The organism is uncultured Metabacillus sp. (assembly GCF_947503125.1).
Taxonomy (GTDB): Bacteria; Bacillota; Bacilli; order Bacillales; family Bacillaceae; genus Metabacillus.
Genome location: NZ_CANNCR010000002.1, coordinates 38195 through 52983 on the forward strand (window position 1 = coordinate 38195; position 14789 = coordinate 52983).

The 14789-nt window shown below is 35.0% G+C and carries 15 protein-coding genes and 1 other annotated feature; of the genes, 13 read left to right on the forward strand and 2 right to left on the reverse strand.

Annotated elements, in window-relative coordinates:
- Window positions 1-185 precede the first annotated feature (185 nt).
- The 11 genes from Q1B07_RS01815 (at window position 186) to Q1B07_RS01865 (ending at window position 12189) form a co-directional block, all read left to right on the forward strand.
- Window positions 186-1253 carry a branched-chain amino acid aminotransferase gene (locus Q1B07_RS01815; RefSeq protein ID WP_299088492.1) on the forward strand — a complete coding sequence of 356 codons (1068 nt, stop codon included), beginning with the start codon at window positions 186-188 and terminating at the stop codon, window positions 1251-1253.
- Between the two features lie 356 nt (window positions 1254-1609).
- Window positions 1610-2545 carry a VanW family protein gene (locus Q1B07_RS01820; protein WP_299088491.1) on the forward strand — a complete coding sequence of 312 codons (936 nt, stop codon included), beginning with the start codon at window positions 1610-1612 and terminating at the stop codon, window positions 2543-2545.
- A gap of 221 nt (window positions 2546-2766) precedes the next feature.
- Window positions 2767-3588, forward strand: coding sequence for a Cof-type HAD-IIB family hydrolase (locus tag Q1B07_RS01825; protein WP_299088490.1), 822 nt, complete (start codon window positions 2767-2769; stop codon window positions 3586-3588).
- 130 nt (window positions 3589-3718) lie between these two features.
- Window positions 3719-4519 carry an HAD family hydrolase gene (locus tag Q1B07_RS01830; protein WP_299088489.1) on the forward strand — a complete coding sequence of 267 codons (801 nt, stop codon included), beginning with the start codon at window positions 3719-3721 and terminating at the stop codon, window positions 4517-4519.
- Window positions 4520-4809: 290 nt separating this feature from the next.
- Complete coding sequence (locus tag Q1B07_RS01835) at window positions 4810-5097, forward strand: sulfurtransferase (protein ID WP_299088488.1); 288 nt, start codon at window positions 4810-4812, stop codon at window positions 5095-5097.
- A gap of 174 nt (window positions 5098-5271) precedes the next feature.
- Entirely contained in the window at window positions 5272-5484 is a 213-nt protein-coding gene (locus Q1B07_RS01840) for a spore germination protein (RefSeq protein ID WP_299088485.1), read from the forward strand.
- 188 nt (window positions 5485-5672) lie between these two features.
- A complete protein-coding gene (locus Q1B07_RS01845; protein ID WP_299088484.1) occupies window positions 5673-7904 on the forward strand; it encodes an AAA domain-containing protein in 2232 nt (743 codons plus the stop codon).
- A gap of 116 nt (window positions 7905-8020) precedes the next feature.
- On the forward strand, window positions 8021-8719 hold the full coding sequence (locus Q1B07_RS01850; protein WP_299088483.1) for a hypothetical protein: 699 nt from the start codon (window positions 8021-8023) through the stop codon (window positions 8717-8719).
- Window positions 8720-8816: 97 nt separating this feature from the next.
- Window positions 8817-9137: a metalloregulator ArsR/SmtB family transcription factor gene (locus tag Q1B07_RS01855; RefSeq protein WP_299088482.1), complete on the forward strand. Its 321-nt coding sequence runs from the start codon at window positions 8817-8819 to the stop codon at window positions 9135-9137.
- A gap of 438 nt (window positions 9138-9575) precedes the next feature.
- The gene (locus Q1B07_RS01860) at window positions 9576-10052 is read left to right on the forward strand and encodes a hypothetical protein (RefSeq protein ID WP_299088481.1); all 477 of its coding nucleotides are present in this window, start codon (window positions 9576-9578) and stop codon (window positions 10050-10052) included.
- Window positions 10053-10151: 99 nt separating this feature from the next.
- Window positions 10152-10409 (forward strand) — a binding site (T-box leader).
- A gap of 76 nt (window positions 10410-10485) precedes the next feature.
- Entirely contained in the window at window positions 10486-12189 is a 1704-nt protein-coding gene (locus Q1B07_RS01865; RefSeq protein ID WP_299088479.1) for a 2-isopropylmalate synthase, read from the forward strand.
- A gap of 54 nt (window positions 12190-12243) precedes the next feature.
- Here the strand turns inward: Q1B07_RS01865 and Q1B07_RS01870 are convergent, their stop codons facing one another.
- Complete coding sequence (locus Q1B07_RS01870; RefSeq protein ID WP_299088478.1) at window positions 12244-13269, reverse strand: hypothetical protein; 1026 nt, start codon at window positions 13267-13269, stop codon at window positions 12244-12246.
- Window positions 13270-13516: 247 nt separating this feature from the next.
- Here Q1B07_RS01870 and Q1B07_RS01875 point away from each other — a divergent pair, with 247 nt between their 5' ends.
- The gene (locus Q1B07_RS01875) at window positions 13517-13771 is read left to right on the forward strand and encodes a hypothetical protein (RefSeq protein ID WP_299088477.1); all 255 of its coding nucleotides are present in this window, start codon (window positions 13517-13519) and stop codon (window positions 13769-13771) included.
- 32 nt (window positions 13772-13803) lie between these two features.
- On the opposite strand, the gene Q1B07_RS01880 is transcribed toward Q1B07_RS01875, so the two are convergent.
- Window positions 13804-13932, reverse strand: a complete 129-nt coding sequence (locus Q1B07_RS01880; RefSeq protein WP_299088476.1) for a hypothetical protein — start codon at window positions 13930-13932, stop codon at window positions 13804-13806.
- Window positions 13933-14087: 155 nt separating this feature from the next.
- Between Q1B07_RS01880 and Q1B07_RS01885 the strand changes: the two genes are divergently transcribed.
- On the forward strand, window positions 14088-14417 hold the full coding sequence (locus Q1B07_RS01885) for a peptidylprolyl isomerase (RefSeq protein ID WP_366945115.1): 330 nt from the start codon (window positions 14088-14090) through the stop codon (window positions 14415-14417).
- The last annotated feature ends 372 nt before the right edge of the window (window positions 14418-14789 follow it).

The following is a 14789-nucleotide window of genomic DNA, read 5'->3' on the forward strand; positions in this document are numbered from 1 at the left end:
TTAATTGGAATAATATTTTTATAGATTATTTTGAATCTTTTGTCGAAAAACAGTTGTTAATTTGTTCATAAAAGTTATAAAATAGGTTAATAAAGTTAATTGAATTTTTTCGTAATTTATAAGCTTTAGAGTTATTATTCGCTACGACTACATTTATTATTTTATCTGAGCTGGGAGAGTTTAGGATGACAAATAAAATTAGCATTACACTTAGTACAACAAGAAAAGAAAAACCACAATCTGATCAGTTGGAATTCGGAAGAGTCTTTACAGATCATATGTTTATAATGGATTACAGTGTTGAGAAAGGCTGGCACGATCCTCGGATTGTTCCATATCAACCAATTTCGCTAAGTCCTTCTACAATGGTGTTCCACTACGGTCAAACTGTTTTTGAAGGTTTAAAAGCTTATCGTACAAAAGAAAACAAAGTTCTTTTGTTTAGACCTGATCAAAACATGCAAAGATTAAATTTATCAAATGACAGGCTGTGTATCCCTCGAATTGATGAGGAATTTGTGATTGACGCTTTAAAACAATTGGTTGACATTGATAAAGAGTGGATTCCTACTGCAGAAGGAACTTCACTTTATATTCGTCCATTTATTATTCCAACAGAATATTATCTGGGAGTTGCACCTTCTAAGTATTACCGTTTTATGATTATTCTTTCACCTGTTGGTTCTTACTACAAAGAAGGTATCCATCCTGTTAAGATTTTTGTTGAAAATAAATATGTACGTGCTGTAGATGGCGGAACAGGTAAAGCAAAAACTGGCGGTAACTATGCATCAAGCTTAAAAGCACAAGAAGAAGCAGAAAAAAGAGGTTATTCTCAAGTCCTTTGGTTAGATGGGGTTGAGAAAAAGTATATTGAAGAAGTTGGAAGCATGAATATTTTCTTCAAGATTAATGGCGAAGTTATCACACCAGCATTAAATGGAAGTATTCTTGAAGGTGTGACGAGAAAGTCAATTATTCAACTATTAAAGCATTGGGGTGTTCCGGTTTCTGAACGGAGACTATCAATGGAAGAAGTATATCAAGCTTATAAAGAAGGTTTATTAGAAGAATCATTTGGTACAGGTACAGCTGCAGTTATTTCACCAATCGGAGAATTTTTCTACAACGATGAGAAATTAGTGATTAACAACGGAGAAACTGGTGAAATATCAAAAAAATTGTATGATACATTAACAGGTATTCAAACTGGAACCCATGATGACGTTTTTAACTGGGTTGTTGAAGTATAATAGTAAAGTGTAATGAAGACCACAAATTCGTGGTCTTTATTTTTTTTGAAAAAAACAGGTATTTTTGAAACATTTACCGAACCAATACCGTCATATAGATAAAGAAACAGGAAAAATTTAATATTGAGGAATTTTTTTATTTAAAATTTGTAGTAAAATAGTTTTTATTAAAAAGGTTATTTTTTATCTAATTTAAGGTAATTTTTAACATTTTATAGGATATTTTTGATACAATAAGAATATATATGAAATGTTTGGAAAATAGCATATAAGGGGTGCTTACTAAAGAACGACAAAATGGGGAATCCATTATTTTAACAAAAGAGATTATTTTAGTTGGAAAAGTGGGAGAGAGAATGTATAAAAAATATGTTGCGTCAATCTTATTATTGATGTTGGTTACTGGTTGCAGTTCAAGCTTAGCAAACGGCAGTCAAAAAGAGGAACCATTACCAGTGGGGACTATGGTATCAAACTCTTCTCAATTAGTGGAAAAAACAGTGGATTTATCAGTTGATCTAATCCATCCGACAACTGAAAAAATTATTCATTCATTTAAACCAACATTAAATCCTGATCCTAAAAAATATGAACAAGTGCTAAAAGACCTTGCAGATGATTTAGCAAATCAATTAGATCAACCGATGGTGCCTGTAAAATTAAGCAACGGGCAGCTTATTAACGGGCAAAGCCGTGTTATTCTTGACGAGGAAAAGCTAGTAAACTCGTTAAAAAATATCCGTGCATTGGATAAATCGATTGCACTTCCAATTCAAGAAAATCCTCCAAATGTAACAAAAGAGACAATAAAAGGAATTGACGAGGTTGTCATTGGAAGCTATAAAACAACATTTGATCCAAGTGTTAAAGGTAGAAGCGAGAACATCGCTTTATCAGCAAACACGATTAACCAAATTATCTTAGGCCCTGGAGATCGTTTTTATTTTAATTTAGTTGTAGGAGAACGTACTCCGGAAAGAGGCTATCAAAAAGCAAAAGAAATTGTTAATAAACAATTTGTTGAAGGAATTGGCGGGGGAATTTGTCAAACATCCTCAACATTATATAATGCTGTAAACGAAGCAGGACTTGAGATTCTAGAATTGCATTCCCATTCATTATCAGTTGGTTATGTTCCTGCCGGAAGGGATGCGACGGTTTCTTGGGGAGGTCCTGATTTTAAATTTATGAATAATAAAGATTATCCAGTCATGATTAAAACGATTGTAGATAAAAACGCTGGGTCACTTGAAATTCAAGTTTTAGCATCTAAACAAGCAGCAAAAATATAGGCGAGGGCACAGCCCTTTGCCTTTTTTGTCGTTGCTGAGGCGGCTCCCTGACTTCTTTCCTAAGAGCGAAATCTCAAGGCAAGTTAATATAGAACCTACCTTTAAATAATGCTAGTTTTTAATATAGTGAAAGAGTAAAATTTTTTAAAAAAATTGTCCCTTCTTTGTCGATTTGTAGTAGGATAATAGATAAAGCAAAAAGAGGAAGGGAAATGTGATAAATGTCTTATAAAATGATTGTTTTAGATTTAGACGATACACTGCTACGAGATGATCATTCAATCTCTGCTCGAACAAAACAATCCCTTATGGAAGCTCAAGAAATGGGTGTGAAGGTTGTTCTAGCATCAGGCAGACCTACATTTGGCATGAAACATATTGCAGAGGAGCTATCTTTAGCGGAATACGGTAGTTATATCCTTTCTTTCAATGGAGGAAAAATTATAAACTGTAGAACTTTGGAAGAAGTATTTAGTAGTACGTTAACTCCCGAAGCTGTTTGTGATCTTTATCATATTAGTCGCCGTGAAGATGTTTTTATTCATACCTATGTTGGAGATGAAATTGTAACGGAAACCGAAAATCCATATACAACGATCGAGTCAGACCTAACAGGTTTGCCGATTCGAGTTGTAGATTCTTTTACCAAAGCTGTTACAGAGCCGGTTGTTAAAGTATTAATGGTTGAAGCCCCTGAGAAATTAAAAGACCTTGAATCAAAGCTTCAGGCAGAGCTAGAGTCTGAATTTAGTGTGATGCGTTCTAAGCCGTACTTTTTAGAATTTACCGAAAAAGGTGTCACAAAAGGGACAAGCTTAAATCAATTAATTCAACTCCTTGGCATCAAGCGCGAAGAAGTGATTGCCATTGGCGATAGCTACAATGATCTGGCAATGATTGAGTTTGCTGGTCTCGGGGTTGCGATGGGAAATGCTCCAGAAGAAATTAAAGAGATTGCTAATTTTGTAACTGATACGAATATGAATGATGGTGTGGCAAAAGTAGTTGATGAATTCGTATTAAATAAACCTGCGTTAGTGTAATAACTTTACCAATCGTTTCTTTATGATGGATTACGGAAATTCTATTTACTTCTTAAGCAAATCTATGTAATCTATTGTTTGAATAGTGTGAGTATTTGAATGCCAGTTTAGAGAAATTGGGGGAATAAAATTGATTAAAGCAATTTTCTTTGATTTAGATGATACATTATTATGGGATCAAAAAAGTGTAAAAGAGGCTTTTGTAGCGACCTGTAAGATCGCGCACGAAAAATATGGAATCGATCCGGAAAAATTAGAAAAGGAAGTACGAGATGCTGCAAGAGAGCTCTATTCTTCATATGAAACGTATGATTTTACTCAAATGATCGGGATCAATCCGTTCGAAGGTCTATGGGGTAATTTTTTAGATGAAGAAGAGAATTTTAAAAAGATGGCTGAAATCGTTCCCGGTTATCGTAAGGATGCATGGACGAAAGGATTACAAGCTTGTGGAATTGATGATCCAGAGTATGGAGCATTGTTAGCTGAAGAATTTCCAGCACAAAGACGAAAAAATCCATTTGTTTATGAAGAAACATTTAACGTATTAGATGAACTAAAGGGAAAATACCGTCTCCTTTTACTTACAAATGGTTCACCAGACCTGCAAAATACAAAATTAGAGATAACTCCCGAGCTTGTACCATATTTTGAACAAATTATTATTTCAGGGGCTTTTGGTAGAGGGAAGCCAGATGCATCTATTTTTAAACATGCTCTTGAAAAAATGAATTTAACAAAAGATGAAGCGATCATGGTAGGCGATAATTTAATGACCGATATCCTTGGAGCTTCAAGAGTCGGAATGAAATCTGTTTGGATTAACCGTCATAACAAAGAAAGAAATGAAGTCATACCTGATTTTGAAATTACTCACTTAGAAGAGCTTTATACAATAATCGATAAACTTAACAACAAGCAAATTATATGAATGAAATGAGGCTGTCTACAAACTAAGGTAAGACCTTTAAAAGACAGCCTTGTTTCGAACATACAATAGTCTGAATATTTTATAAAATCCATTTGAAATGAAGTCTAATTACTTGAATAAATGGCTTTTCCAACTATATAGTATAGATGGAATATTTCTCCTCACAAAACATTATGGAATTTTCAAAGGAGGGAATAATTATTTTCTATTTCATTATTGGACTTATTTTTATTTTATTGATTAGCCATTTCTTTTATCAACGGAATAGTGTCATTAAAAGAGTCCCTTGTGTGGATGTCAGGCAAGATCAATGGGATGAAAAACAGGTGATCGTTGATTTTAGGGATTATAATAATTTATCAGATAGCTTCGTTTTTCAGGATGCGATATTTATTCCTATCCCTTATTTAAAAAGATATTATCATGAAATACCAAGTAAATATGTCCATGTAATTGCCTCAAATAAACTTGAAATTAACATTGGTATTCGATTTTTACAAAAACATGGCTTTCATGTAACAGGTTATAGCTTAGCTGAATGTTCATGTCATAATAAAACGACAGAAATAACCATGTAATTGGGAAAACATAAAACAAGAAAAAGACGTGTGTATGTAGTATGTACATGTCTTTTTTTTTTGTATATGGCTTACCTGATTCTATTTATAGACTTTTCAACTATACAAGCTATTCATACTTTTCATATAGTATCAAATAATAGTTTTTAAATCATATAAAAAGGAATGTTCTTTATGCCATGTATTATAATAGGTCAAATAAAAATTGAAACCATAAGTGGAGGAGTCATAAATTTTGGTGACACTCATACAATTTCACTAAAAAATATAAGTAAATCCATTTCTGGAAGCGGAGAAAACGGTGGAGTCAGCAGTCAAAGCGAATCGAACGAAATAAGTGGAATTGAAGGGAATGAAACACAAGAAACGAGGAATTCTGCGCAATAAAAATGAGGTACCACTTGTTCTTGTGAGGGCACGTCGATTAGGCGCCAGGTCCAAGCTTTTCTCCCCGATGCAGCATTCTCTTAACTTATCATGTTGTAAGTACCTTTATTAAAAAATAGATTTTCACTCCTATAGATGGTATAGTATGTTTCGGTAAAAAAGAAGCATAGATAGAGGAAGAATACAACATGAAATCAACAAACCGTTATATAAAACTATGGCAAAAAGCGCTAAAATCTGAAATCATGCATTTAAAGACATATGGAAGTACAAAATATTCTCTTACAAATGGTCAATTTATTGGAAATGACGGATCAGCGTTTACCTATTATTTTGAAACAGAAGAATATGTGCGGATTCCTGTAGGATCACTGGTAAGAATTGAGCCGGCTACTGTAACTGGTATTATTTTATCATCTGAAGGGAAAAGCGTCATTATATCCCTAAATGAAAAGCTTGCTTCTACTATAACAGGACTTTTCTTGCTTCATGATCCTTGGGAGCTATTGGATGAGCTTCATGATCGATTTGATGAAATACGGTTAAGCAAACGAAAACGGGGGCGTATAAAAAGATTAATAAATCCTCCTAACGAAGCAATGCATCCGCTTCATAACATAAAGTCAAATGTACATGAGCTGGTACTGAGAAGCAAATATAATCCGGTGACCTTTGTCTGGGGTCCGCCCGGCACAGGGAAAACCTATACGCTTGCTAGGGTAGCTGGAAATAAATATGTTAAAGGTCAAAAAGTGCTGATTCTTGCCCAAAGCAATCAAGCAGTCGATGTGTTAATGACTGAAATCGTTCGGTTTGTCGGTAAAAAGGGGCGGTTTAATGAGGGCGAGATTGTGCGATATGGGACACATTCAACGATCATGTCAGGCTGGAACTTAACAACAGATGAGCTAATTCAAAAAAGGAATCCCGAAATAGCTGAAAAAAGAGTCAATTTGCAAGAAGAGCGAAGATTAATCAAGCTTGACTTGGGACGATCTTTTAGTCAGAGAGACTCAGAGCGTTTATTAAACATTGAGGCAAGACTGGGGAAAGTCCTAGATAAATTTCGTAAACAAGAAATACAATTAGTAAAAGATGCTGTAATGATCGGGACAACATTATCAAAAGCAGCGACTGATCCAGCAATATATGAAAAGGACTACGATATTGTCATGATTGATGAGGCAAGTATGGCCTATGTTCCACAGATTGCTTTTGCAGCTTCATTAGGAAAAAGAATCATTATCTGTGGGGATTTTAAACAGCTTCCGCCAATTGCCTCTTCAAGGCATACTTTGGTAGATGAGTGGCTGAGACAGGATATTTTTCATAAGTCGGGAGTAGTGGACTCTCTTAATGAAAGGAAAACACTTCATCCTAATTTATTCCTATTAAGTAAACAGAGAAGGATGCATCCGGATATTTCCTCTTTTACAAACAAACATATGTATGAATCACTTGTTGGAGATCATCCAAGTGTCAAAACATCAAGAAATGCGATTGTCGAAAGGATGCCGTTTCCTAACCGTTCTTCTATTCTTGTTGATTCTAGTTTTACTGGACATCATTGTTTTCATGAAAAATCATCATATTCAAGGTTTAATTTGTGGCAATTGCTCTTGTCCTTTCAACTTATTCATGAATCCTACCTGGCGGGATCAAGATCGATAGGTTATGTGACACCATATCGAGCACAGGCTGCATTAATGGACATGCTGCTGACAGATGTTTATCCAAAAGAGTGTCAAGAAGCGGATATCATTGCTTCAACAGTTCATCGCCTTCAAGGAAGTGAGCGTGATGTCATCCTATTTGATTCAACCGATAGCTACCCGCAAGAACAACCGGGAATGCTAATCGTTGGCAAGGATAGCGATCGACTAATAAATGTTGCGATCACAAGAACAAAAGGAAAATTCATTCATATAGGTAATCAGCAATTTATCAAATCCAAAATCTATCGGAATAAAATGATTCGCAAGCTAGTAGATTATCAAATACAAATGAATCAAGAAGTGCATCCACATCAAATAGGCACATGGATTAAACATCAACATCCAAATTTAATGTGGATGCATGCTAAAAAGCTTGAACAACTGAAAATGGATATTCAATCGGCAAAAAATTCAATTTACATCGGATTGCCTTCAGGAAAAGAATTAAACCAAGAATGGCTGTCTATCATGAGAAACAGAAATCGGCAGGTCCAATTAATATTAATGACAAAGGCAGAGAATAGACACTCATTTGCCGATCAAGTTTATGATTTTTCAATCTCATTTCCATTTATCATTATTGATAACCAATATTTATGGCTTGGTCTTCCGATAGAAGCAGCAATAGGAGTTAAACCGCCATTTGTAGCAGCCCGTTTGTGTTCAACAGCAGTGATTGATTATTTTCTTAAACAATTAAACTAAAAAGAGATGTTAACGTAAATTGCCTGTTATCCTGCATAACTTGTACTAAAAGATTGATCGATATCATAAACCTAATATAGATAAGGGTTTACACAAGCTGATGGAGGGGGAAAAGGGTGATATTTTCGTTAAGTATAAATGTTTTTTTCTCTCTGTTAACAGGGGCCGCCATCTCCATTTTTATTTCAAAATGGTTTAAGGTGAAAATTGAATATATTTTGTCGATTTGTGCGGGAGTATTATGTGGTGTCTTATTCTTAGAATTGTTACCACATAGTTTATCTGATTTTGGGGTTATTCCTGTATTCCTTGGAATTTCAATTGGTTTGCCGCTTATGTATTTCATCGATAAGCTGGTTCATCCTCATTCCTTTACTCGGCCAATCGATAAAACAGCTTCATTTTATTATCTTATCATTGCGATAATCATACATAATCTTCCTTCTGGAATTGCATTAGGGGATCATGTTGATCATTCCAATCATCTATACCATTTAGTTGTGTATCACCATATTCCAGAAGGTATGACATTAATGATGATCTTTTTTGCCTCTTCAATAAAAATTCATCAATTACTTACTTGCTTTGCTGTTGTAGCCTTAAGCTTGGAAGGGTTTTCGGTGATCGGCAAGATGCTCCTGGTTAGTACTGACCCCATACTTGGAGTGTTTCTCGGTATCGCAATAAGTACAATCTGGTTTATCTCTATTTTTGAATTATTTTATCCTTCACTAAGAAAAAGTTATCGCTTTTATCACTTTCTTTGCTTATTAACTGGCATTGCTATAGCAGGACTCATTTTTATTTTTGGCTAAGATTGACAGTAGCCAAAATTTTTTTTAATATTTAATTACATAACATGTACATATACTCATATTTTGAAATAGATAATTTTTAAGAGGAGTTTTTATGATGGATGAACAAATCAAGAAAGGACAAACTGAACAGCTAGATGAAGAAACACTGTTTATCGTCTCGCAAACCTTTAAGGCATTAGGGGATCCAACCAGAATTAGAATCCTTCATTTACTATCAAATCAAGAGTGTTCCGTGAATGAGATTGCAGAAAGGCTATCATTGTTGCAATCAACGGTTTCACATCAGCTTCGTTTTTTGAAAAACTTGCGTTTGGTAAAGTATAGGAGAGAAGGGACCACATTATATTATTCTCCTGATGATAGTCATGTAATGAATGTACTAGAACAAACGATCCATCATGCTCAGCATCATTGAGCTTTCATTTTCTGTGGAATAAAATGAATGTGTATAAGAAAAGCGCAAGGCGCTTAGCATTCGGCGACAATCATAAGGCGAATAGGAATAGAAGGTGTTCTTTACCTTCAATTCCTATTTGACTAGACCCTAGAGCCGGTGGCGCCTGGAGCTAGACACTAAAACTAAGTACAAAATTTCTTTCTTAAACTTTTAAAGAAAAGGGATTAACATGTCGGTACTTGACGAAAAGAAGGAAAGCAAAGGGGTCTGACTCCTCCATTTTTTGGGGAATGTACCCCTTTTTTGTTTTACAAAAATATCCTCGACAATCTTTTTTAAATAACTTTTCATTCTTAAAAGGGTTTAGCGTGTATGAAAAAGAAGTAACATATAAGATTATTTTTTATCGTACATTGTAAAATTATGATATTTTTTTAAGAAGGAAGGTAAGTGGAAATGAGCAAGGATTTTTTTGCTAACTATAAAGAGTATATTATGATTCCGAAACAAGAAGAAACTGTAAAGCAAAAAAAATTTGATCCTGAAGACTATGCCTCACATTTTATCCTCACTCTATCACTTTATGACTCACTTTTATCAAGCTGGAACGAAGCTGAGAAATATGAAGTTGATGTCAACAAAAGTATCGAAAAAGTATTGAAGCAAATGAATCAATCACATGAGGGGGTTTATCATTTCCAATTGCTTGAGTTTGAAACTGATAAGTCATATTTTGTTTTATCGTTATCATGTAAAGAAAAAATAGAGGAGAAGGAAGCTGAAGCATGCATTAGCTACATAATAGAAAAAATAATCTCAAACCCTTTTTATGTTCGCCACTCCTGGTTCCGGCTTATTGGGAATAAAGGAAGAGTTAAACGGAAGCTCTTTTGTTTTTCATTTAAAGAATACATCTATGAAAAAATGACATGAATCGAAATAATCATTAATAATAAATGGAAATGGCTATAATAAAAAATGAAATAAATGTCTTGATAATGAAAAATTTCTTTGGTATAATATTCTAAATATTTAAATACATTGAAGAGGACTAGTAGGATTTTTTAAGCGATCAGAGAGCTGTTGGTTGGTGCGAAACAGACGTGGATGAAATCCGAACTCACCTTGAAGTAGCTCGCTGAAATGAAGCAAGAGTAGGTGGAGACGGAGCCTAACCGTTACAGTAGGAGGATATAAGGTTTATAAAACCCGTATCTGCTTAAGTGCATATCGTTTTGGTATGAATTAGAGTGGTACCGCGTAAGATGTTAACAGTCTTTCGTCTCTATTATTAGAGATGAAAGGCTTTTTTGTGTTCTAACAGCACTTATTGATAATAAGTATGATATATGAAAGGGTGGAAAAGATGAAAAATATTAGCAAGTATACAAGAGGGTATTTTATGCCTCCAGTGGAGAGTATGAAATGGGCGCAAAAGGAGTATATAACAGAAGCTCCAACTTGGTGTAGTGTCGATCTTCGGGATGGAAACCAGGCGTTAGTTGTTCCAATGACGTTGGAAGAAAAACTTGAATATTTTCAATTACTTGTAAAAATTGGTTTTAAAGAGATCGAAGTGGGCTTCCCTGCTGCTTCAGAAACAGAATATACGTTTCTACGTACGTTAATTGAACAAGAATTGATTCCTGATGATGTGACAATTCAAGTATTAACACAGTCCAGGGATCATATTATCAAAAAAACATTTGAATCTCTTAAAGGTGCAAAGAATGCAGTCGTTCATCTTTACAATTCCACCTCAGTTGCTCAACGTGAACAGGTATTTAAAAAGTCAAAAGAAGAAATTATTGACATTGCTGTTTCTGGTGCAAAATTATTACAGAAATATGCAGCGGAAACGGAAGGGAGCTTCAAGTTTCAATATTCACCAGAAAGTTTTACTGGCACAGAAGTAGAATTTTCACTTGAGATCTGTAATCGCGTGCTAGATGTATGGCAGCCTACTCCTGAAAACAAAGTAATTATTAACTTGCCGGCAACTGTCTCTATGTCAATGCCACATGTATACGCAAGTCAAATTGAATACATGAGTGAGCATTTAAACTATCGAGAAAATGTCATTCTGTCACTTCATCCACATAATGACAGAGGTAGCGGAATAGCTGATGCGGAGCTTGGAATGCTTGCCGGAGGACAGAGGGTTGAAGGAACGTTGTTTGGAAATGGCGAAAGAACAGGTAATGTCGATATCGTTACACTTGCATTAAATATGTATTCACATGGGGTAGATCCAGAGCTTAATTTTGAAAACATCCCAGAAATCATTGAGGTATATGAACGTATGACCAAAATGAAAGTGTATGATCGCCAGCCATATGGCGGCAAGCTTGTATTCGCGGCATTTTCTGGTTCCCATCAAGATGCGATTGCGAAGGGAATGAAATGGCGCGAGGAAAATGAATGTGAGCATTGGACGGTTCCTTATTTGTTAATTGATCCTAAAGATATTGGCAGAGAGTATGAAGGTGATGTCATTCGGATTAACAGCCAATCCGGTAAAGGCGGTATAGGCTATGTGCTTGAACAACAATATGGCCTTGACCTGCCGCAAAAAATGCGGGAAAGTTTTGGTTACAGTGTGAAAGATGTTTCCGATCGTCAAAATAAAGAACTTATGCCTGAAGAAATCTATGATATATTCTTAAAACAATATGTAAATATTCAGACTCCTATTGAATTTAAAAATTATCGTTTTACCCATTATGATGACTATCAAACGATCATCAATATTAACATAAACGGTGAGATACATGAAATTGAAGGTGAAGGTAACGGAAGACTAGATGCAATCAGTAATGCTTTGCAATCTAATTTAGGAATTGTTTACACAGATTTGGTTTATAAGGAACACGCTCTGGAAATCGGTTCAAAATCAAATGCTGTCTCATATGTTGGAATTACCGCTGAGGATGGAACTGTGTATTGGGGATGCGGAATAGATGTTGATATTATGACTTCTTCTGTAAAAGCATTATTTAGCGCGATTAACAACATGGTGAAAAATAAAAAACTTCAAATCGAAAAGGGCAATTCAGTAACAATTAAATAAGGATAAAATAAGATTGGCGTTGTCAGATGACAACGCCTCTCATTTTATAAAACATTACATGTGTTTATCGCTAATCTTTGAAAGATCTAGTGTGATCTCCTCTGTTTCAAACCCAATAGAAGTTGACAAATCTACTACATCAATAGAAGCCGTCATGTAATCAGAAGCGGATAATACTTCTTGATCAATTCCATCTAAAGAAAAGTTTACAATATTTTTTGTTTCATCAGTAGTAATCTCATAAAGCTCCCACCCGTCACTTGCCTTGCCTCCTGATTGGTGGAACTCAAGATTTAACCGATAGGCGACATTTGGTTTATCGGAAATTTGAAATGATAGTGTTGAGTGATTCCAATCAGCTAGTTTTGGCAGTTGAAGCAGCCTGCTTTCATCAATTTTCATGCCGCTTTCCTCCTCAAGATAGGAATGCAGTTTACTATTTTCCAGCACATTTGGAAGTTGGCTGTTTTCATGCTCTGTTCGTAAATAGAAGGCCTCGTTACTATATACATCGTCAACCTCCACCTTATGTGTCGCCCCATATAATAAGACATAGTCATCAGCAATAATCTCCTGCGGGTAGTAAGCATGAAACTTTTCATTATAATTCCAAAAGGCATCCCACTGTAATTCAGGTGCTTCGATGCCCCTTACAGTCAGCCATTTAGAAAACGGGAGGTGGTGGGATGGAAAGTAGAAATAGGCAAAATGATGGCCATATTCATGTGACAGTGTCTCAGCATAGTCAGTCGGGTTGGTGTACGTATCACCTTGATACAATGTAATTGAACTAGTTAACGCATGATAGCTCCCTTTAGTAAATGAGGATGAATGAGTCCCCCCAATAATGGAAACCTCTTGTAAAGAGTAAATTTCTTTCCCATGTTTATTTTTTACTAATTGTTGATATAAATCAATGAGTTTTGCTTGATCCCATTCTTCTGAATAGCTCAAAAACTGAATACCTTCAGGTGACTGATAAGAAGCAATTGCTTTCTTATTAATACCGGTAGAATCAAAGCTTATAAGAATGGGAAATGTTAATACTAATATAATAAAAAACTGTCGTAATTTTAGCATCCATGTCACATCCTTGGATTTATTTTATCATGAATGCCTGTAAAGGTAATTGGAAATTTGTTTATACGAATAGGTTAATCAACCAGTTTGTTAGAATATGAAGCTAGAAGAAATGAGGAAGATAATATGTAAAAATTTACAGCATAAAATTTTTAAAAAATAGTTTTCAAATATTAGGTAATTGTGTATGATATAAATAATCAGAAAATACAGAAAAGATAGAAAAAGAAATGTGAGGTGCTTTTAAATGAAATTTGTAAACATTCCTTCAGAAAATCTTCTTGAAACCAATCCTTTTGTACATTATTTACAGGAGGGAGACCTTCTTCACAGATCGGAAAATGAACTCATTTTGAAGCATTTACACGAGCTTCCAGTTGACTTTATGGAAATGACGTTATTTGATATAGATGGTTATGGATGTGTATATGCATTTTCACATATTACAAATCTTCAACTTGGAGAGATTGAAACAAAAGCTGCTGTATTTAAACAAATATAATGAAAGGGGCTGTTTTTTAACAGCCCCTTTCATTATATTTGTTCCATTTTGATCAATTGGTCAACTTTTGCCTTATAAGTCATTTCCTGAAGCTGATAGTCGGTTAATAGGGTAAATGGATAATAATCCTTCAAAAGATCTTTTAATTCTAATCGAGACATGTTAGACACCACCTTTTATCATCACGTGTACTTTTAGGTAACATAGGAACAGGGATAATAATAAAGGAATGAAGTGTGTGTGAAAAATGAAGGATTTCACCAATTCTTGTCGAAACAATGAATGGATGTTTACAACAGAAAGGGAGTAAGTCATTATGAATCGTTTTCAGCTTGTCGGAATTTTACTAATTTGCGTTTTTACCTTACTAGCAGGAGGCTGTGGTGCATCGGGAGACGTGCAAACAGGTGATTCCGAAACTAATAAGTCTGAACAAAAGATAGAGAAAAACCCCGTTGCCACAATTACAATGGAAAGCAATCAGATCATTAAGGTTGAATTGTACCCGAATATTGCTCCAAACACAGTTAATAATTTTATTAGTCTGGCACAATCAGGGTTTTATGATGGGGTGATTTTTCATCGAGTGATTCCTGGTTTTATGATTCAAGGCGGTGACCCGGAAGGTACCGGTATAGTGAGTTAAATACGCTACCAAAACTGCTAGAGGACTACCTGGAGAAACGTGACCTTAAGCATTTACAATTTAAAGTGGTTGTTAAGGTTGCTTAATTGGACAAGCTACTTCCTCCCCACTTTAGCGAAGTACAGGGAGGGAGAATGGGGGACTTAAATTCAAATGAAATGAGAAGGGGAGAGGTTAATTATTTATATTCCAAGTGGATAAACGTAGTTTAGACGCTTGACCAAGCATTTAAGACGCACTTGTTCTTAGTCTTAAATGTGCGGTAGGCTCTTGATAACTTAAAACCTTGGGGAAAGCTCAGTTTACAAAGAACGTAAACTTCACCTTGCATTTCCCCAAACCCCATTGCACATAGACTTTTAGATAACTTCA